21 protein-coding genes are annotated in these 20,403 nt (G+C 32.1%); 10 read left to right on the forward strand and 11 right to left on the reverse strand.

What is annotated here, in order from left to right; genetic code table 11:
- Positions 1-19 precede the first annotated feature (19 nt).
- The 4 genes from BM211_RS17710 to mobQ all read right to left on the reverse strand — a co-directional run bounded on the left by BM211_RS17710 (position 20) and on the right by mobQ (position 5,787).
- Positions 20-715, reverse strand: coding sequence for a hypothetical protein (locus tag BM211_RS17710; protein ID WP_090998785.1), 696 nt, complete (start codon positions 713-715; stop codon positions 20-22).
- 124 nt (positions 716-839) lie between these two features.
- Entirely contained in the window at positions 840-1,181 is a 342-nt protein-coding gene (locus tag BM211_RS17715) for a hypothetical protein (protein WP_090998786.1), read from the reverse strand.
- Between the two features lie 13 nt (positions 1,182-1,194).
- On the reverse strand, positions 1,195-2,493 hold the full coding sequence (locus BM211_RS17720; RefSeq protein WP_090998788.1) for a zinc ribbon domain-containing protein: 1,299 nt from the start codon (positions 2,491-2,493) through the stop codon (positions 1,195-1,197).
- A gap of 147 nt (positions 2,494-2,640) precedes the next feature.
- Entirely contained in the window at positions 2,641-5,787 is a 3,147-nt protein-coding gene (gene mobQ, locus BM211_RS17725) for a MobQ family relaxase (RefSeq protein WP_090998790.1), read from the reverse strand.
- Positions 5,788-6,057: 270 nt separating this feature from the next.
- Here mobQ and BM211_RS17730 point away from each other — a divergent pair, with 270 nt between their 5' ends.
- The 3 genes from BM211_RS17730 to BM211_RS17740 are packed head-to-tail and all read left to right on the forward strand — an operon-like array spanning position 6,058 to position 7,449.
- The gene (locus tag BM211_RS17730) at positions 6,058-6,339 is read left to right on the forward strand and encodes a hypothetical protein (RefSeq protein WP_090998791.1); all 282 of its coding nucleotides are present in this window, start codon (positions 6,058-6,060) and stop codon (positions 6,337-6,339) included.
- A gap of 2 nt (positions 6,340-6,341) precedes the next feature.
- Positions 6,342-7,070 (forward strand): hypothetical protein, encoded by a 729-nt coding sequence (locus BM211_RS17735; protein ID WP_090998793.1) that lies wholly within the window; start codon positions 6,342-6,344, stop codon positions 7,068-7,070.
- Positions 7,071-7,095: 25 nt separating this feature from the next.
- Positions 7,096-7,449, forward strand: a complete 354-nt coding sequence (locus BM211_RS17740) for a restriction endonuclease (protein ID WP_090998795.1) — start codon at positions 7,096-7,098, stop codon at positions 7,447-7,449.
- Between the two features lie 65 nt (positions 7,450-7,514).
- Here the strand turns inward: BM211_RS17740 and BM211_RS17745 are convergent, their stop codons facing one another.
- The 6 genes from BM211_RS17745 to BM211_RS17770 form a co-directional block, all read right to left on the reverse strand.
- A complete protein-coding gene (locus BM211_RS17745) occupies positions 7,515-8,000 on the reverse strand; it encodes a hypothetical protein (RefSeq protein WP_090998797.1) in 486 nt (161 codons plus the stop codon).
- A 15-nt stretch (positions 8,001-8,015) separates the two neighbouring features.
- Positions 8,016-9,212: a ParM/StbA family protein gene (locus tag BM211_RS17750; protein WP_090998799.1), complete on the reverse strand. Its 1,197-nt coding sequence runs from the start codon at positions 9,210-9,212 to the stop codon at positions 8,016-8,018.
- Positions 9,213-9,877: 665 nt separating this feature from the next.
- Positions 9,878-10,396 carry a MerR family transcriptional regulator gene (locus BM211_RS17755; protein WP_090998801.1) on the reverse strand — a complete coding sequence of 173 codons (519 nt, stop codon included), beginning with the start codon at positions 10,394-10,396 and terminating at the stop codon, positions 9,878-9,880.
- A gap of 172 nt (positions 10,397-10,568) precedes the next feature.
- A complete protein-coding gene (locus BM211_RS17760; protein ID WP_090998802.1) occupies positions 10,569-11,207 on the reverse strand; it encodes a hypothetical protein in 639 nt (212 codons plus the stop codon).
- Between the two features lie 71 nt (positions 11,208-11,278).
- Positions 11,279-11,779 (reverse strand): hypothetical protein, encoded by a 501-nt coding sequence (locus BM211_RS17765; RefSeq protein ID WP_090998804.1) that lies wholly within the window; start codon positions 11,777-11,779, stop codon positions 11,279-11,281.
- A 655-nt stretch (positions 11,780-12,434) separates the two neighbouring features.
- Positions 12,435-13,664 (reverse strand): hypothetical protein, encoded by a 1,230-nt coding sequence (locus BM211_RS17770; RefSeq protein ID WP_090998806.1) that lies wholly within the window; start codon positions 13,662-13,664, stop codon positions 12,435-12,437.
- Positions 13,665-14,416: 752 nt separating this feature from the next.
- Here BM211_RS17770 and BM211_RS17775 point away from each other — a divergent pair.
- Entirely contained in the window at positions 14,417-15,547 is a 1,131-nt protein-coding gene (locus BM211_RS17775) for an AimR family lysis-lysogeny pheromone receptor (protein ID WP_090998863.1), read from the forward strand.
- 394 nt (positions 15,548-15,941) lie between these two features.
- On the opposite strand, the gene BM211_RS17780 is transcribed toward BM211_RS17775, so the two are convergent.
- Positions 15,942-16,334: a helix-turn-helix transcriptional regulator gene (locus tag BM211_RS17780; protein ID WP_090998808.1), complete on the reverse strand. Its 393-nt coding sequence runs from the start codon at positions 16,332-16,334 to the stop codon at positions 15,942-15,944.
- 146 nt (positions 16,335-16,480) lie between these two features.
- On the opposite strand from BM211_RS17780, the gene BM211_RS17785 reads away from it, so the two are divergent.
- The 6 genes from BM211_RS17785 to BM211_RS17810 all read left to right on the forward strand — a co-directional run bounded on the left by BM211_RS17785 (position 16,481) and on the right by BM211_RS17810 (position 20,402).
- A complete protein-coding gene (locus BM211_RS17785; RefSeq protein ID WP_090998810.1) occupies positions 16,481-16,696 on the forward strand; it encodes a helix-turn-helix transcriptional regulator in 216 nt (71 codons plus the stop codon).
- A 181-nt stretch (positions 16,697-16,877) separates the two neighbouring features.
- On the forward strand, positions 16,878-19,055 hold the full coding sequence (locus tag BM211_RS17790) for a thioester domain-containing protein (RefSeq protein ID WP_090998812.1): 2,178 nt from the start codon (positions 16,878-16,880) through the stop codon (positions 19,053-19,055).
- A 23-nt stretch (positions 19,056-19,078) separates the two neighbouring features.
- Positions 19,079-19,276, forward strand: a complete 198-nt coding sequence (locus BM211_RS17795) for a hypothetical protein (RefSeq protein ID WP_090998814.1) — start codon at positions 19,079-19,081, stop codon at positions 19,274-19,276.
- Between the two features lie 109 nt (positions 19,277-19,385).
- On the forward strand, positions 19,386-19,634 hold the full coding sequence (locus tag BM211_RS17800) for a hypothetical protein (protein ID WP_090998815.1): 249 nt from the start codon (positions 19,386-19,388) through the stop codon (positions 19,632-19,634).
- A 45-nt stretch (positions 19,635-19,679) separates the two neighbouring features.
- Complete coding sequence (locus BM211_RS17805) at positions 19,680-20,021, forward strand: TrbC/VirB2 family protein (RefSeq protein WP_090998817.1); 342 nt, start codon at positions 19,680-19,682, stop codon at positions 20,019-20,021.
- 12 nt (positions 20,022-20,033) lie between these two features.
- The gene (locus BM211_RS17810; protein WP_090998819.1) at positions 20,034-20,402 is read left to right on the forward strand and encodes a hypothetical protein; all 369 of its coding nucleotides are present in this window, start codon (positions 20,034-20,036) and stop codon (positions 20,400-20,402) included.
- Position 20,403 lies beyond the last annotated feature (1 nt).

Below are 20,403 nucleotides of genomic sequence, written 5' to 3' on the forward strand. Positions count from 1 at the left end.
GGTGGATTTCGTAAAAGATTTAGATTTGAGATTGTAAAAACATCTGAGTGGATTCATAAATTTCTTTTTCCTTATATCCTTCTTGAATTAAAATAAAAAGCATATTTAACTCGTACATCAAGATGTAATAATACATGTCAATGGATCCGAAAAACATAACCTCATAATGTTCTGGATTAAATACATATCCTTCAAAAAACGTTTCCCCGTTTTTCATTCTTGCTTGAATACGCTTATTACCATCTACACATAAAAAAGGTTGTTCCATCCCATACATTCTTACAAAATAAGGGGATCTCTTATCCTGTAATTTATTTTTCAGCAAAGGCGTATCAGGATCAACATATAAATGTGAAATGTGAATTTCCTCTACATTCATTCTATTCGAAGCTTGAAAATGTTTCATGCTTTCAATATCAAAATGCAGATTAAACACCCCAAAATCTGTAATATGTTCAAAACTATACATTTCATAGTTTAATGAAGATGCTGAAGGATCATGCTTTATTCTCTGTAAAATCGGATTAGAATCTGGAAATTTTCTAATGTAATCTTTCACTTCCTCTTCTTCTTCCAAGAAGATATTTAACCAGTATTTTTTCCATTCTGGAAAAAAGGAAAACCTCCCCAGATACTTAGCTTGAGATTCTAATAATCCATCAAAATCGAATTCTGTCATAACTATAGGTGTAACAGGTGTAAAAGAGATAGGCATTTAAAAACACTCCTTGTCAAAAGTATTTAGATTCTTGAACAAAACGTAAAAGCATTTATAACTTTTCTCTTTATCCCACTTTAACGGGTAGAAAGACCCCCACCTCAAGATACAGAAGTCTTAACTATGCTTTTTGAAATTTAGAATATATTAAATAAAAAAGTATTACAAAAAACAAAATTCCAGGTGCGAGAGACGAAGAACTACTAGATCCAAATTTATCGACTACAAAAGAGAGCTTTATTGCTGGGATTATAAAATAGTAAATAATGGAGATACCACTTATAAACATATATAGTTTAGTTAAAAATCCATCGACTGAACCATATTCATATTCAGCAACACTCCATGCTGTTATTGCTAAAAAACCGCCTACAGCTAAGTATTTTATAAATGTGATATCCCTAAAAAAATAGCCAATAATACCAATTAATACAGCCAATCCAAATTGAATTAATCGATTCATTATGTTCCTCCCCTCATTTCGCATTTGTAATAATATACTTACTCTCTTCATTTACATTTGGTTGTGACGACATAAAACCTTGGTTGATATAAGCTTTATCAATTTTCCATGTTTTTTGCTCTTTGTCATATAGGGATTCAAGTGTAACATCTGAATAAATATCTTTTTCAGGTGAATACTGTCCGGCAGCCACATGATACATTGCCTTTCCTTCCATTTTTAGAACTGGATATCCCTTATCATTAGACACGATTCTCACAGTTTCTTTATTTAAATATGACTTCACAAGTGTTCCTTTAAATGGCATTAAAAATCCTTTGGAATTAGTTGCAAAGATATCAGCTTGTTCTTTCTTATATTTTTCTGTTGCTGTCGAAAATGGTTCAATACTCTGTTTTACACTGGCATCCCCATATTCCTTTAGGAATGTGTTATAAAATTCATTCACTTTTGTTTCATCTACTTTAAAAGAGAAATTAACATTTCCATAACCAAAACCACTTTTCTTTTCCATGTTCATGTTAGTTGTACCATCCTTTGTCCATGGAAAATCAGCTTTTAAACTAATATCTTTTTCATCGGACTCATTAATCGGACCAAAATCTTTCGAATCATTATCACCGACTTTAACACCTGTTGGTTGACCCTTAAATAAAATTTCTGATCCAATAAATTCTTTAGATAAATCAATTTTATGTCCCTTTAAATTGAGTGAAACTTTCTCTACTGGATCTTTACCCTCTAGCTTAATTGTCTTTTTATCTGTAACAGTAGTCCATGGATACTTCTTTGTTGCTACTAAACTATATTCTCCTGGTAAAAATTTTTCTTGAAAGGTAGAAGGAGATACTTTTTTTCCTTCCAATGTAAGGGTTACATCTTTATCCACTTTTTCTAATTGAATACTATAATCTTTAGGTTTTACTACATAATTATCAAAAAAGAGCCACTTCTTACCATCCCTTACAATTTCATATGGAACTAGGCCCTTCGAACGTACTTCTAGTACTCTAGGAGCTACGTTTATATTTTCTGTATCCATCATATCTACCACAAGCCTTGAATCCTGTTGTGCTTGTTTTAAGAAGGATTTAACACCATTCTCAGCAAATGGATATGATTTTGCTTCATTCGGCAAAACAGATAAAAAAGCATTTGCATCTTGTGTTTCAATTGATTTTTTAACCGTTTCAACAACTTCCTCCCTAGAATGACTAAGCATAGAGCCGGCAGCGAGAAAGCCCACAACACATAAAGCAGCTATTCCAACTGGCAACACAACTTTTTTGCTTTTAAAATATGATATCTCCATTATCCAACCTCTTTTCTTACTAAATTTTACAATTCAATTATAAAGCCATAGATGAAACATAAAAAGGTTTCGAAAATACTTTATCTAAAGATGGCGAATATTCTATAAATTACTTTTAAAAGAAAAGAGCTAGATAATTACTAGCTCTTATAAATCTAAGTCTACACCTCGTTGTCTTGGACGTTTTATTCTCATTGCTCTTGCTTGTCGTTGTCGTTCCTGAGTTTTTCTATCCGCATCACGTTCAGCTTGCTCAATAGCATATAAAATTTCTCCAATTAGACCACCCGCATGTGAATGCTCAGAAGTAGGGATATCAGGTGTGAATTTCGATTGCCACGCTGAACCTTTTTCTACAAATACATCTCCACAGTTTTCACATTCCTCACGGAATAATCTCATGAGCGTTGGATTATTTATGTCTATTCCGTACTTATCTAAAACAGCTTGATATGTTGCATAATATTTTTCTAATGTTGCAATATCTTTTTCAGCTTCTTCAGTATTTTGTTTTTCAAAGACAACAATTGCTTTCTTAATTTCTTTCATATTACTAATTGCATCGTAAATTTCTTCACGCTGATTATAGTTGAATTTTGGTGAATCTTTTAATGTAGAAAATTCAGATACACCAATTACACGGCCATAATAACGATTTGTTTCTAAAATTTGATGCGCTTGTTCAGGTGTAAAGTATTCAATTTCTTTCCATTCAGGATATTGAAGAGCAAGTTTTAAGATTTCTCTTTCACCAACTACCTCAAATGCCTTTTCGATAATTGCTTTCTTTTGTTCATAAGCTTGTTCTTGTGAGAACACTTCTTCAAATTTTGCTTGATTTGCTTTTTGGAACGCCATTTGATCTGGTGCTTTTCCAAGCCCTTTGGCAAGTTCATCTAGTTTGCGTTCAAATGTACGTTTCCAATTTGTTAATTTATTCATTTCTACTTTCAGTTTTTCATAACTTGGCTCTTTAACATAACGTTTTGCATTTTCAATTACTTTGTCACCTTGATATCCTTCAACAAGATAAGCAAATGTTTGTTTTGTAATTTCACCATTTTGCTTAATATGATCGAATACATATCTTAATTCATCTTTTGTAAATGGTGAAAGGAAGTCTAAGCTAAAGCGTTTGTTGAGTTCGCGAGTTGCTTCGTTTTCTAATACAACTTTTGCATCTTGAATAATTTCTCGTTGTTGATGCAGCTTATATAACTTTTCATACAATTCATTATTTGATGGATCATTACTAATTTGCTTAAGTAAAGATTTTTCCCATTTATCTAATTGATCTAAACGTTTTTCACAAGCATCATAACTTACAAAACGTTTCAATTCTTTTGAAGCTAGTTTGATGCTTTCTCTTTCTTCATTCGTTAAGCTACCTTTTTGCGGACCATCTCTTTCTGGTTTTTCTGGCGCTTCTTTTTTCCAGAACATGTCTCTTTGTTGCTTATATTCTTCTCTAAATAATTTCAAGAAAGACTTATCCTCGATGCTGAAACCATATTTAGCATACATATTTTCTTTTTGTGTTACAGCGTAATTTTGTAGCAATTGAATCTTATTTGAGGATTCTTCAGAACCATCTTTCTTAAACATTGGAATTGCCTTTTTAATTTCTTTTAGTTCGTCTAAAGCTTCATAAATTTCTTTTCTTTCTTCTTTTGTGAAGCGTGTAAGCTGTTCACGGTTTTCTAATTCGTCAACAGATAATGTACGTCCATGATAACGATTTAACTCTTGAATATCTTTTAATTCATGAACAGACAAGTAAGGGAGACGATCCCAATTTGGGTAAGATGCAACTACAGTTCTTCGTAACTCACGCTCTAAAATATCGAAACCATTTTCAATCGCATTTCGTTTTTCTTTATACCAGGATTCACGATTTGTAATAGTATCAAATTCTTCTTTATGTTCAGCTTTAAATGCTTTAGGATTTTGTGACTTATTCATTTGTTCAAATAACTCTTGTTTTCTTTCCTGAAGATTCGATTCCCATCTAGTAAGTTTGTTCAATTCTTTTTGTAGAGTATCAAGCGTGATTGGTGTATCTTTCATATAACGTTTTGCAATATCTAATTGTTTTGATTGACGATATTCTTCTACCCAATTTATTAAATCATCTTCACTGATTTTGCCATGCTCTTTCATGTGTTGATATAGTGTACATAATTCACCTTTTGTAAACTCAGATAAAGATTCTGTACTAAAGTGATTTGGAAGTTCTCTAAGTGCTTCTTTTTCAAAGATATCTACAGCATTTTCTATTACAGTTTTTTGTTCAGTTACTTTATATAATTGTTGATACAATTCATTATTTGTTGGATCTAATTCTAATTTATTTTGGATACGAGATTCCCAATTTTTCAATTGCTCTAAACGTGTAGAACATGATTCATAATTTGCGTATTTTTTTATAACTCGACTTGCATCTTTTAAAGAAACTTTTTCCACAACAGACAGTGTATCAAATTCTTTTTCTTGTTTACGAGTTTCTTTAATACGCTGTTTTTCTTCATGGAAAGAACGTACTTCCGCATTATATTTTTTAATCTCACGATTCAGATCACCTTTCGGTGTTCTGATTCCCTTTTTCTCCATTGCATTTTGTTTCGGACCAAGATGTTGTGTTGGCACGAATAGAAGAGTGTCTTTTTCTTTTCCTAAGTGAGTATCTAATCGTAAATGAGTAATGCGTTCTTCAAGACCCGCTTTTGCTAATGCTTCATTTGCATGTTTCGCCCACATGGAGCGAGCTTGAGTAATTGTATCTTTCTCCGCAACAAAACCACGACCACCTTTTACATTTTTGAAACCTGGATTCCATTCCCTTGCCTTTTTTCCAAAACCATTTTCGTCAATATATCTCATTGTGAGCATGACATGAAAATGCGGATTATTTTCGTCATCACGGTGAATCGCAACATCAGCAACCATTCCATGATTAACAAAATTTTCTTGAACAAACTCTCTCACTAATTCTTCTTGCTGTTCATGATTAAGTTCTTTTGGAAGCGCAACATTAATTTCTCTTGCTAATTGTGAATCAGATCGTTTTTCAACTTTTTCAACTTCATTCCACAATGCTTGACGATCATACACCCACTCAGGAGAATTTTCAGGAGCTAAAACGAAGGCAACAGGTTCTACACCACGATGATAAAATTTAATCTCACCTGTAGTTTCATCCACCAATCTGTCTCCAGAACGGTATGCAGCAGCCGCAACTACGTTTCGACCTTCAGATCGTTTGATTACTTGGGTATTGTAGTGATAGATTGCCATTCGTTTCACCTCCTCATAAATTGAAACTGCTAAACTAAACTTCAAAAGACCCTTCAGGCAACACCGCAGCATAGCGAGGACGATTTTTGGTTCTTTGGTTTTCGCGTCGCAGACCGCACACTTTGCGCAGCAATGTATAAGTGCGCCCTCTAACTTCGTTCTTAGGGAAAATTATAACATTTTATTGAAATTTTCTCAACATTCTGTTATCCTAAAATTAACAAATTTTCAAAAGACAAAAACCTTCAATATAAGAGAGGTGAGAATAAAATGTCAATTCAAAATCCTGAAGAACGATTAGCACATTTAGAAAAGAGACAAAAACAATTGCTGAAAAAGAAAAATGAATTACAACAGAAAATCAAATCTGAAGACAGAAGAAGGAGAACTCGACGTTTAATTCAAACAGGGGCTATTTTTGAAAAATATTTTGAGTGTGACTCTATTGAAGAAGCTGAACAAATTGCAATCCAGTTTGGAGAATTAGTAAAGAAAAAAAAGATTGTCAGAGAGGATTATGTACTTTTAAAAAAAAGAGAAGGAGGAGAATAACTATGCATCATAACTCCACTGGAATTTCTGAACAACTAAAAAAGAATATGGAAGCTTTTACAGAAGCACTCATTATGCATTTACTTCAAAGACGGAAACTACAATCCACTCAAAAAGTTGAAGAAGAAGTTGAAAAGAAATTAGAAAAAAAGGTTTCTTTACCTAAAGAAGAGATAAAAAAGCATGCAAAGCAAATTACGTATGATGTTATTCATAAACTAGAAGAAAAAAAAGAAATAACTGTATTCAATAAAGGCACATATAAACACCCTAGAACCCACGAAATCGTTTACCTTCCTTCTCCACAAATTGCACCTTACGGCATGTACAATATTCCAATTGAAAGCGAAAGAATAGCAGCTAGTGTTCCTGAAAGATTGATCGTTGAAAAAACAGATGATGATTTTGATAAAAAATTTAAATCTGTTCATGAAAATGTGTATTTTAATGTTTATGAATGCCAAGAAAAAGAAGTTTTCTTTATTGGCCGAGAAGTATATGATGCTTCAGAAGCAAGCGATGGCGTTGTATCTGTTTGTATTGAAAAAATCAGTGACGATTTTGATTCAAAAGAAAAAGCTTTTCTAATTATGGATAAATTTATTGAAGAAGAAATCGGAAAAGAATTAGAAAAAGATTTAGAGAATGTGTTAGACATCGAAGCAGAGGAATTAGAAGAGGAGATTATTGAAGAACAAGAAATAACAGAAACAATTGAGATTTCTATGTAAAATTTTTTAAAAGGCGGTGTATACAATGGCTCGAAAAAACAAAACTGAAAAACTTCAAGAGCTTCTAGAAAAAGAAGAACAATTAAAAAAAGCAAAGCATGATTTACTAAAAGCTATGAAAGCAGAGGAAAAGAAAGAGCGTGAAAAGCGATATAAAAGTACTGGTGAACTAGTAGAAAGTTGTTTCGACATTGGGCATTTATCATTAGAAGAACGTGAATTATTATTCACCTCTATTTCAACATATGTAAACAGCCAAGTAGCACAGAATTTTCCAAAACAAAACAACGATTCTGAAGAAAAAAATAGAGGTTCATCTGAAGATGAACCAGAAGAAATTACTGTAACATCTAGCGATAAAATTTTTCAAGTGTCATAACGAATATGTTATAAGAAAAAATCCCTATTTAGACGTAAAATTCTAAAATAGGGATTTTTAAAAAGTTAAAATATAGAGCTTTGATCCACGTTACTAAAAATATTTTCAGCTTCTTTTGGTGTTGTTTGTTTTTCTGGCAAACTTTCTTCTTTCGGTTTATTTACATTTTGTTGTTGATTCTGTTTTTCTTCTGAATCAACAACAATTGTTTCATTTTCTGAAGAATGTTGCATTATTTTTAGATCTTCTTTATTTTCAAGATTAGATACTTGTTCTACAGTAGTGTTTACAACCGGAATAGTACCTTCTTGTAGCGCATTTCTTAATTTTGTTAAATCATTAAAGAATTCTTCTTTTAACAAAAGAGAACGATACATTTCTTGTTGAACATCAAAATTCTTTACATCTCGATTTCCATATTCACGTATAAAAAATTGTACCAATGTTATTAGTGAATCATTTATATTTCCTTGCGCTTCATACCATTTCCAAAAATCTTCATCTTTAATATTTTTCAATTTCCATCCATATTGCTCCGGTCTTTTTTTCACAATTTCCACCTACCCTTATCTGGCCAAAACTTCGTTTACAAGTACATCCATACCTTCAATGTTCATATCAATTGCATACTCTTCCGGAATCCATAGTAACTCTAACTTATTCATCTTACAGAAGGTAGCTAGTTCGTCATATAAATCTTCTTTAAACCCAACAGAACCACCACCATAAACAGCAATGACTTGAGCTTCGCTTGCCGTATTTTCTCTGTATTTATTTTTAATATCTTGTAAGATATTTTCAGCTTGAACAAATCGAGTTTCATAAAAAAATGATTTCGCTTCTGTATGGAAATTATGTTCTTTATCTTGAAGTATCTCGCTAAATTGTTGTCTTGTTAATTCACCTATACCTGGTTTATCGACTTGTAGCAATTTAATAGCTTCTTTAATCGCATGACCTACACCTTGTTTTTCACCTGTGCAAGCGTCGCTATTAGGATTAACACCAACTGTATAGATATACTCTGTCGTTCCATCCCCGATATCCGTGTGTAAAATCTTTTTACGTGAAAATACCGCTTCAGTTAGTAATTTATTAAGTTTATCATTACTGTATTTAAGTTCATTTTTACAGAAATCAACATATTGTTTAAACATATCTAAATTCTCTTCACGAATAGCCTTTAACATTAAGTATAACGGTGGAATACCCTCACGAGTTACTTTAACATCATTAAAATCAATTGTTACTGTTACTTTTTCTTCCGCAACATCAACAATAGCAATATGTGTTCCCTCTGAAAAACGTTCCTGTAAAATTCTAGCTCGTTCAGGAGTCCACTCACTCGCTGGAATAGCTGTAATTAAATCTACTTTTACATTTAATGTTTTAGGTAGTTCTTTTGTATCAGCATAAGCTTTTTGAATAGCTTTTGCGGCAGTGATACTAATCGTATGAATGATAGGTAGATCGTCTATATACTTACCACCTTCACTAATATCCATTGATTTTACATCTTTTCCGAAATTCATTGCTCGCTCACCAACTAAAAATTGACCACTTCTTTTAATAGCTTTACTAGTAATATGCACATTTAATTCATCTAATAAATTAGCAACACATTTTTCAATATTTGTTTCACTAGGCGCAATTGGAGCGAACAATCTTTTATATACACTCTGTACTTTTTCTACTTTGTCACCGACTTTAAATTTCACTTTATTATTCCCAATATCACTCTTCATATTGAAATACATATTCATAAAAATCATCTCCCTTTCGATGTATATCTTATACCTCAACAATACCTTTTTTGTACCTCTTGAATACATTATATACCACAACTAACCCAAAAGCAACCTTTATTATTTTCATTTTGTACAAAAAAGGTACTTTTTTTGTACAATTTATTATTATTTATTTACAAGTAAACAACAAAGATACCTTAAATATACTTTAATGTTATCTATTTTATACCTTTATTATACAAAATCCATAACAATATTGAAAATAAATAAATATCGTTATCTAAAAGGTATCCATGTGGTATAAATTTAGATTCACTTTTAATGTAAATTATATTTCCTCTTAAACGCCATTCGTGAATCGTAGTTGGAAGTCGAAATTGGGGCAGAAGAGGGGGAGAGAGAATTTATTTTTCGCACCTCAAAAACAAAGAGCCCTAATCTAGGACTCTTTTTCTTAAAGCTCTGATTTACGCAATCAAACAGTAGAGAAGTACAGATCGTATCTGTCAATGGTACCGGACTGAGCGTTTTTTGCGAAGGAGGATAAGGAATTGACAGATTTACTTTGCCAAGACGCTTGAACCTATTGCAAATAGGTTGAAAGGTCTTCCCAACCTGTTTGCCTGGCTAGCGCCGAGCGAGCCCCTGCCAAGATTGGCGGGGGGGTGGGGGTGGTTGATTCACTTCCAGAATTGCCACCATCTTTTCTTTTTTTGCTTCTGTTGTTTTGTTTCTATTACTTCTCGCAATGTTTGCAGCAACAATTCATCTCGTTTTTTTATACTTTCATCGACATATTTTCGCAATTCCTCTAACTCTTGCTTGATCCTCGCTATTTCATTTTCCGTATTAATAGAAGTATGAGTGTGTTTTAATTGTTTTGGTTGTTTGTTGTGGTTGTTATGTATGTTTTCTGCGTTTTCTGTGTTTATAAACTCTTCTTGGACGTTTAAAACATTTTTTATACACTCTGTAATTGTTCCAAATTCGTTTTCGTGAAGATGTATCATTTTTTGAAAAAGCTCTACATCATATGGGGAATATAGTACTCGGCCATTCTTTTTTGTAAAACTATAGCCCAAACGTCTGAAATGGCTCGTATAGGTACGTAAGCTACTTGCAGTAACATTTAACTTGTTTACAACATCCGAACTGTTTAAATAGCTTTTTGAAGACTCTAGAGTGATGACTTTACTCATAAATACACCTCCCTTTTTAAACGTAAAAAACATTGTGGATGTTGTAAACATTCGAGACAGTTATAAAAAAGCCTTGTGCTTCCCTAAAACAAGTCAAGCTTCCCTAAAAAAATTATGTGTATTTACAAGGCTCTACAAAGCCTTCCAAAGCTCTACAAAATGTGTTTTAGTGTTAGTTCTTGCTTGAAATTATTTTTGCAAATATACGTTTCTTTATCTCACATTCAGCAATATGATCTATATTTCCATGTCGCATCCATTCACTAATTATTTCTTTAATTAGGCTGGCTACAATAAATTCTAAAGGATGTTCGCCAATACAATGTGCCTCCCCAAATAGATCTCTTGATTTTTTTTGAAAGTCCTTTAAATTGACAATTTCATAATCTACTTTGTTACTAAGAGAAACAGGTGGGAGAATATGTTTGAGTAACCCACATAACAATTGTTCAAGATCGTATTCAGCAACATAGACGTCTTTTTTCCAGTGTAATTCTTTAAATTGAATTGGGTTCAGAGTTTTATTTGTTGGCAATACTCTAATAGTTATACCATCATTGTACTCAAGGGAACTAAAACCATACGATATGAGATCAAAAACTGTAAGATTACTTAAACGTTTTTGGTAACCCCTAAAAGCATTTTGACGTGCTTGATAAGGAATATTATATTTTTGTAGATATTTTGGAGTGCAAAATTTATATCCCCATGTATTTTCATAAAGTCCAGGAATGTCTGTTTCTAATACCTCATATAGTTCATATTCACCTGTTATTTCATAATTGTTAAATAATAGATTTTCTCCACCCATGAATTTAATCAACTCCTGCAAAATGTATTTGTTGGTATAATTTGATATCTTGTATGATTTAAGAATAGAAACTAAAGAAGTTCGGTTAGTTCTATACGATATTTTGAATATAATGGATTCATTTCTAATGGGAAATACCATTCTGTTCTGAAATACTCTAAAATATACAAGTAATTCGGATGTAAAGTTAAAATATAGAATGAGTTTCTTCGTCTTCCAGCCCCTACTGTTTTTATTTGTTGGCATATTTCTATTTCTTCTAACCATTTAATTAGTTCATTAATTATAGGATGTGAAACACCAATTTTATATGCCATCTTCTCTTGAGTTAATGTACAATACCCTTTTTCAATAACAAAGGAAAGAAACATTTTTAGTGTTTCATATTTTCGACTTGTTAAGTATTCTTTCGTTGTTTTACCTTCATTTTCAAAAGTAATTATGTCTATAACATTTAATATGTGATTAATGGCTTTGGTAATTATTTTTTTTCTTTTAGGCACACGATATAGTTTTGAATCTAATTTACAGATGATTGGACGCATAGTATAGCTTCTAATATTCAATTTCATTATTTTTCTCCTCACATTTTTTATTTAACTGTAAACTCTGTTTTAAATCCCAAGTATATTCCATTTTAATCTAGCATGTATTTTTTAAAAAATTATATTAATCACTGTACATAAATGGAGTTTCTTTATTTCTTATATTTATAAATTCACATAGAGATTTGATAAAAGCTTTATTTAATTAATAGCTCATTTTTAATGTATAAATTCAAATTTAAGTATAACAATCAATTTTTTATATAAAAAATTTATATAAAAGTAAAACATAAAAAAATATAAAGTACAAATACTATATAGAGAAATTTCAAACTCTCGAATCCCTTGAGGTTCTAAGGATTTGAGAGTTATCTGAAAACTTGAATCGAAATACTAACTTATTCATAAGTACAAGTACAAATAATCCATATTTAAACAAGATTAATAACAACATATTAAGGTTCACACAACTAATTTATTGAATTACTAAGATATTCACAAGTTTCCAATCGTATTTTAGGAATATAAGGACATAAAAAACAGTAGGGACAAAAAATAGAACCTACTGTTTTTTAAAATTATGGGGATGAAGAAAGGTTTGATATTAAAAGATTGCATGACAAATAGCCTTGTCTTTACCAATTTTTTTGAACAAGGCTTATAATATATTCATTTTTAAAATTCAAGTAAGTCGGAATGCATTAGGTACATCTATATCATTAGAAATAAGATCTATAACTAATTTATGACGAGTGTCATCATCTAAATAAGTATCACTCCATGAAACGAGTGATTCACGAAGTTTTGCTCGTATAAATCCACCGATTGTTTTTATTTTTTCACCGATTGCTAAGAAGCTTTCACATTGATCCATTGCATAGCTCATTGCATAAGTCATAAAGCTATCACGAAGCTGTTTATTCTTAATAAAAGCAGCAATTAATGATATTTCGCCTTTGTATGCAACAGTGATATCTTTGCGTTCTTTATTTGTTAAAGCAATACCTACTGATTCAAGACGAGCCATTGCTTCTTTACGCATTTTAGCTTCTGTTTGTCTAATTTCAGCTCGATCATTTTCAATCACACATGCAGGATTCATACTAACCGTAAATTGAGTGATAACAATTTGTTGAATCTTTTCACGTATACGAGCTATGCGTCCTTTACGTGGGTTTCGAACCTTTTTTATAGCAGCATCAAATTTGAACACTGGTAAGATAATTTTCAAGTAGTTACGAACTTTTTTTGCATTTCGCCCTAAACGTTCTTTTAAGCCGTCCATATTGCGAGTGAAATAATAATCTTCAACAGAATTTTTGCTATATTCAAGTTGATGAGTGAAGTTAGTGCATAGGTTTAAAAATTCAATAATCCCTTTGCTGTCACGATGGGAAACTAACTCTTTTAAAATAGAAGTCTCTAACAATAAGTGAGGAATTCGAAAATATGAAAGTTTTCCATCATTATCTTTTGTTTCTTTTGATGTACGATTTAATCTTGAATAGTTGCAAATTTCATACACTGGAATTTTTCCGTTAATAAAAATTTCTTTAACAAGTCCAGAATGAAGTAAAGCTTGGAAACCTGAATGAATAGTTGTATAGGGTATATCAGATTCGTTCGCGATAGTAGATAGTTTGAAATCGCGAGGAAGTCGCCCTAAATCATTTACCTTATAGTGAAGTAAAATGTAAGTGGCTAATGCGGATGAAGGCAAAGCATATTCTCCAAGCTCGTTATTTTTGATTAAATATATACGAAGCTCATCAAAAAACTTTGGCCCATGCATGAGGTATTTCGATGTTTTATTTTTTTTGCTAAATTTCATGTTTGTTTTAAATGTTTTTGAACCTATTTGAATACCATTTGTTAAATCGGTAGCAGTTACAGTTTCAAAACTTGTTACCATTGAAAAAACCTCCTATTTTTTCCACCACACAGTTACAGAAAAATGTTGGAAAAATAGAGGTTCTTATTCACATTATATTCACCTTGTGATATAATCTTAATTACAAGTTTAATTACAAGTGAACATTAAAAAATGTTAAATAAGACCCATACTATTCTGTGGAGTTTTAAATTGGTTCAGGTCGCCAAACTCGATACCAATTTAAAACTGAGTGTAGTGGGGTTTTTTTTATGCTCTTATATATCTTCTAGAGTTATTTTCTCCTTGAAAAATGCAATCTTTCTTTCTATCTTATATTGTTATCAAAATAATATCAATCCCCTTAAGTGCGTTTTGTTATCCTATGCGTAAAAATCTATGCCAATTCTTCATAGAAAATTTAGTTTTTGGTATAATATGGAACGAAAATTGGTGGTTTTGGGACAATTATTATCTGAATTTTCTGTAAAATAATTATAAATATTTTAACAAAGGGTGGTATATACATAACCATAAGATTTTCGTGTTAAAATGTTTCTAATTATACAATTTATGGAGAATTGACATTAAGTTTTAATATAATGACAAGACAATTTTTCACTACTTTGAATATATAGTATTATCAAAGTGTTGATTACCCGATTGCAACAGTAATTTATTAACCTCCAAGAATATAACAAAATATTACACTATAGATCAGAACATTTTTTCTGTAATTTATACCGGGTAATGTGTCTTGTGTTTGGGAGGGGAGCACTCTATTGGAGAATCTGATGAAAAAGTTGTTGAAAATTAAAGAGGAGAAGAATATAAGTAGTAGGCAACTTGCAAAGGAGATTAGAACGAGTAAAACTACTATTGATAACGGGCTTCAATGTAAAACGGAGGAGTTTAAATTTGAAGTTTTCTTAAAGTTAGTTCATTACATTTGCGATAGTTTGGAAGAGCAAAGACAAATGATTCATGAGTATATTCTTCTATGTAATACATCATTAAATGTACGGAAGGCATTATGCTATTGTCAAGCAATGGGAGAATACGATTTAATGAAACAAATTATAGAAAAACATGCCGATAAAAAGGGATTAAAGAAGTATTTAGCTGTTTATAAGATTCAAAATAAAAGGAATCAAAATGTTGCAAGAGGGCAACAACTTCTCGATGAAATATATACAAAAGATTTTTCATCAGATACAGATTGTCAAGCGGCCTTAAATATTCTATATATGGAAGCTATGTATGATAAGCAAAATTACAATGCTGTTCTTCCATATGCTGATCGTACAGAAGTTAACTTGAAAGAAGTAAGACAAGACTATATTAAACAGTGTTTACAAATGAAATATAAGGAACGACTAGCATATATATATTTAATGAGGAACGATTTGGAAAGATGTCGTAATATATGTTATGAAATTTTGGATTCTGAAATGGATATTTCTATAATCAAGGCTACAGCTTGGTGCTGTTTGGGCGAAAGTTTTATCTTTGAATGTCCATATACAGCTGAAAAATACATAAAAAAAGCAATTTCTTTATGTGAAAACATTCAAGTTCCACAAAAGGCACAAAAATATCTTGCCTTTCATACCACGTTAGCACATCTGTATATAGAAAACGGTATTAATCTAGATGAAATAAAGTTTGACCTTATTCATAAGTCTGAATTAGCATTTTATGAATGTATGTATGGTGATTGGGAAAAAGGAATTAAATTATATGAGGAATTAAGAAAAGACGGAAAAAAACTTACCTCTTTTCAGATGTATTCGTTTTCTAAAGTGAATAATGATATAATAGGATTAAAAGAATCTTTAGAATCTTTCGAATTGGAAGGTAATGTTTTTTATTCGCAATACGTCAAGAAGGATCTATTAAAAGAAGAGGTGAAGTCATGTGAATAAATTTCTTGTCGCTACGTTATACACGGTAATAATATTGATATCGTTTTTTCAATTAGAAGCACCAGAGTCACAACACGTACAATCACTAGGAACAAATATACATGATATACATTTGAAAGCCGATCCCGGTGGGGGCTGAGCCGATTAGATGAGAAAGACGCTACTAACAAGTAGCGTCTTTCGTACTTTCTAAGGATGGTTCATTATTTAATATCGAAAAAATTTCGTGCCACTTTGTATAAAAAAATATATATTCAAGTGAAATATGGGAGGTTCGAAAATGGATCTTAATCAAGAATGGTTTAATGAAATGATTGATAAGGACAATCAAATTTTAGAAACTTATCGTGAAATCTTGATTTTAATTGAAAATTTCCAAGAGGAATAACATGTTTCAACTGTTTTTTAATTTGTTTTTAGTTTCAATTCTATGTGTTAAATACTTGGCATACTCAATTAATTCATTTTCTAATAATGGTTTATCCTTATCTGGAACGCTCTTATAACTTTCATATAAGTCGTGTGCTAAACGTTCTACAATAATCTTTCTATCTTCAGTTGTAAGCGCTTCGCTATCGCCAATTTTATGATTTAGGAGTCGGTCAGTACTTACATTAAAATAAATAGAGATCTTTTGAAGCATTTCAAAACTTGGTTCTTTCCTGTTATTTTCCCAATTGGAAATAGTGCTACTTGCGACTCCTAGATTATCACCAAGTTCTTTCATATTTAATCCCTTGAGGGTTCTTAGGATCCTAACATTTTCTCCGAAATAATTCTGTATCATTTATTTCACTCCAATCGTTTTGTTTACCGTAAGGATAATTTAAAATCCCAAAAGTAAAAAATATTTACATTTAGGATAAAAAACTATCCGAAAAGGATTGACATTCTCCTTTTAGGAGAATAGAATGTAATTAAGGGGGTGATGAATTGACCATGTTACGTAATATTAGAGAACTAAAAGGTTTTACAATTCAGGATGTGTCTAAAGCTTCTAATATACCTGTAAAAACTTTATATCATATTGAAACAGGTAAAAAGGGTCTTATTGAGAAACGTGCAAAGCTTCTTGCTAATCTCTTTAATGAACCGGTTGAAAAACTATTTTTCGTTACGTATTATCGTGCATTACCCATCGCAGAATAAAACAACGTCATGTTATTGATTACAACTATGTAGTTAATATTCCTTCAACTGTATTGTAAATTAAATTCGGCAAAAAGACTAAACAATAATCACTAAAAGTGTAACATTCTAACCGTATATCAGTTAAATTCAGAATATTCCGATCTTTGAAAACTTAATGATACTAAAGGAGCTGTAAGAAATGATTTTGAAACGATCTTATCAAGCGCTATTACTCACTATGAGTGTACTTTTATTAGTAATGAGCTTCTTAATTCCGATGAATAAGGCTAGTGCAGAAGTCATCAATCGTGAGAAGTATGAAATGGATTGGGCATATAGTCCCCAATTCGGTAAAGAAATCCGCACAGAGCTTCTAAAAAATGCGAGTGGTCAAATTGCGTATTGTCTTGTACACGGGTTAAAGTCTCCTGATGGCCAAGATTTGCCAGAGCAAGGTAGAACGGATGATATTGTGTATCGTATCTTGTTAAATGGATATCCACAAAAGAGTCCACAAGAACTTGGGGTTTCTACTTGGGAACAGGCTCATTACTCGACGCAACTTGCTGTTTGGAATGCACTTGGTCAAATTAATGTGGATGAGCTACAGTTCAAAGATACGGCTGTTAAACAGGCAACAAAAGCGATTATCAACGCAGCGAATGCGAGCCAAGATACACAGGATGTATGGATGAATATCGTTCCTGTTGATAAGCAAGAAGCGAAATTAAACGGCGAATACTTCGAAACAACGTATACAGTTCAAACAAATGCGCAAAAGGGTACATTCAAAGTACAACTGAGTAATGCGCCAGAAGGAACAAGAGTTGTAACAGAAAAAGGTGAAACAAAAGAAACGTTCCAGTTAGATGAAAAGGTTCGCGTGCAAGTGCCGAAATCCTCTAAGAGCAGCGAATTATCCTTAAAGGTCGTTTCGAATCTAACGAATTATCATGCTGTTGTTTATAAAGGAACAGATTCAATCCAGGATGCAACAGTACTATTAGAACGTAATAAAGAGCAAGTAAGCGCAGACTTACAAGTGTACTGGAAAGCAAACGGATCGCTAAAAGTCATGAAAGTGGATGAGAACAAAAAGCCGCTTTCAGGAGCAACGTTTGAAGTCTTTAACAGCAACAACCAAAGTATGGGAACGATTACAGCTAACGAAGGTGGTATTGCTCAATTAGGAAACTTAGAACTAGGCACTTACAGTGTCAAAGAAATTAAGGCGCCTGTAGGATATGTGTTAGATTCCAACCCAAGGTCCATTGAAGTAAAAACAGGTGAAGTTGCTGTAGTTGAAATGAAAAATGAAAAAATTAAAGGCAATATTCAAATCAAAAAAGTTGATGATTCAGGAAAAGTTCTTTCGGGTGTAGAGTTTACAGTGTTCACACAAGAAGGCAAAGAAGTAACGAAGGTAACTACTAACGAGCAAGGGATTGCAGAAGTTAAAGGTCTTCCATACAACAAATACATCTTTAAAGAAACAAAAGGTGTTCAAGGATATCTTCTAAATGATACAAAATATCCGTTTGAAATTAAGGAGAACGGAAAAGTACTGACATTTACAGTGGAGAACAAACAAGTAAAAGGGAACGTACAGCTCCTCAAAATCGATCAAGAAAATGCTGATAAGAAATTAGAAGGCACAACATTTATTTTACAAGACAGTAAAGGGAAGGAAATCAGTGAACATACTACTGATAAAAATGGGCTAATTAAAGTTAATAATTTACCATTTGGAGAGTATCAATTTATCGAAAAAGTATCTCCAAAAGGATATGTTCTTACTAAAGAGCCTATATCTTTCCGTATTACAGAACATGGAAAAACAATTGAGTTAGTCGCAAAAAACAAACAAATCAAAGGAATCCTTGAAATTACAAAAGTGGACGTTGCGAATGGGAACACAAAACTTCCTAATGCAGAATTCACAATTTATAATGAGCAAGGTCAAGAGGTAGTGAAAGGAAAAACAGACAAAAATGGAATTGCGAAATTCGACAAATTGGCCTTTGGAAAGTATACGTATAAAGAAACATTTGCTCCAGAGGGCTATTTATTAAATGAAGAAACATTCTCTTTTGAAATTAAAGAAGATGGTCAGATTATCAAACACACCGTAAAAGATCAAAAGAAATCGACACCAACACCACTAGAACAACCACAAAAACCACAACAAGAACAACCACAAAAACCTCAAGATATTGAAAAACATCCAGAACAAAACGAGAAAAAACCTGAAAGTAAACCACTGCCAATGACAGGAGGAAAAGAGAGTCCATATAGATCCTGGATTGGAATTGGAGTCCTTGTTATTGCTGCATTTGTAATGGCTTATGCATTTAAAGTAAATAGAAAAACAAGATAAGCTCAAACAGAACTATAAGAGTTATGAAAAAGAAAGGTATAAGAGATATGGGTGCAATCAAATCAAGAGAAAAAACAGAAGAATGTTTGTTTGAAGAAAAGATTCAGAAGTATGCTTCTGAATTAGAAGAAGATGAATTAGGCTTTTTCAAAGGGTGTAAAAACGCATTTTTGTTCACACTTCCGTTTTGGATAGCAATAGTATTCATTTGGCTTTGGTAAATAAAATGTGAAAAGGTTTGTAACCTACGATATATAGATGACTAGAAAACTATACAGAATGCTTTTAAAAAGAGCATTCTGTATAAAAATAAGAAAGGAGGGAAAAGAGATGTATATTAATCGTCACGATTGCTGGGAAGCCGTTTGGAAAGAAAAAGTTACAGTCGATGGGGAATTGGACATCGAACAAATTAAACAAGAACTCTTTGAATATCAAACAATACTAGAACAATTCCACAAAAATAACTCTTCGTATAAGCTATCTAAATCGTTTTCTAAGAACGTTCATCGCATAGTAAACAAAACAGTCCAAAGGCGCAAAGAAAAGTCTGCAGAACAAGACTATGTACATTGCTAGTTAAAACATGTTTTTACGTTATTAAAAATATTGGGAGGAATTCAAATGAAACTATTTAAGCGTTTCAAACACTCGAAAAGTCAATTGGCGTTTTGGTTAGCGATGTTTGTTTTATTAGCTCCAGGTGCAGCATCAGCAGAAGGGGCAATTGATCCAAATGCAGCCATTTCTAAAGTATTAACAGCGATTATTGGGGTAGGGGCTGGGATTGCTACAGCTTATTGTGTTGCTAATGCCTTGTTCTTAATTATTGGTTATATGTCAAAAAAAGAAGCGCATGATCGTGCGGAATTAAAAGGGAAATTGCAGTATCTAGTTATCTTAGAAATGTTAGCACTGACAATCAGCGGCATTATCTACTGGATTAAAGGCTTATTAGGATACTAAGGATGATTTTCTATGAATGATTACATGTTAGAAGAAGCAGTCAAACGAGTTTTAGGGAAAGTTTTATTAGGTGATGAATCTCGAAAAGGTAAAGGGTTTTATATTCCAATGTTTATCGATTCAAAAACGCAAATGTGGGGCATGTATGTGACAGATTTGCGTTTTTTTCTCCCAAGTGCTCTGTTTGGGATACTTCTCTTTTTTCTTAATACACCTTGGTGGGCCCAACTTTTTATAGACTTTACCTCTTTTGTACTCACACTGGCTTTAGTAAAGATAAGACCTTTAAGACGAGATATACCGGCTTATCAACATATTGGGTGGTTCTTTAACTATAGAAAAAGACAGAAGCGTTTCTACTATAGAAAGAAGGTGAAATGAT

Source organism: Bacillus sp. 491mf (assembly GCF_900112415.1).
Taxonomy (GTDB): domain Bacteria; phylum Bacillota; class Bacilli; order Bacillales; family Bacillaceae_G; genus Bacillus_A.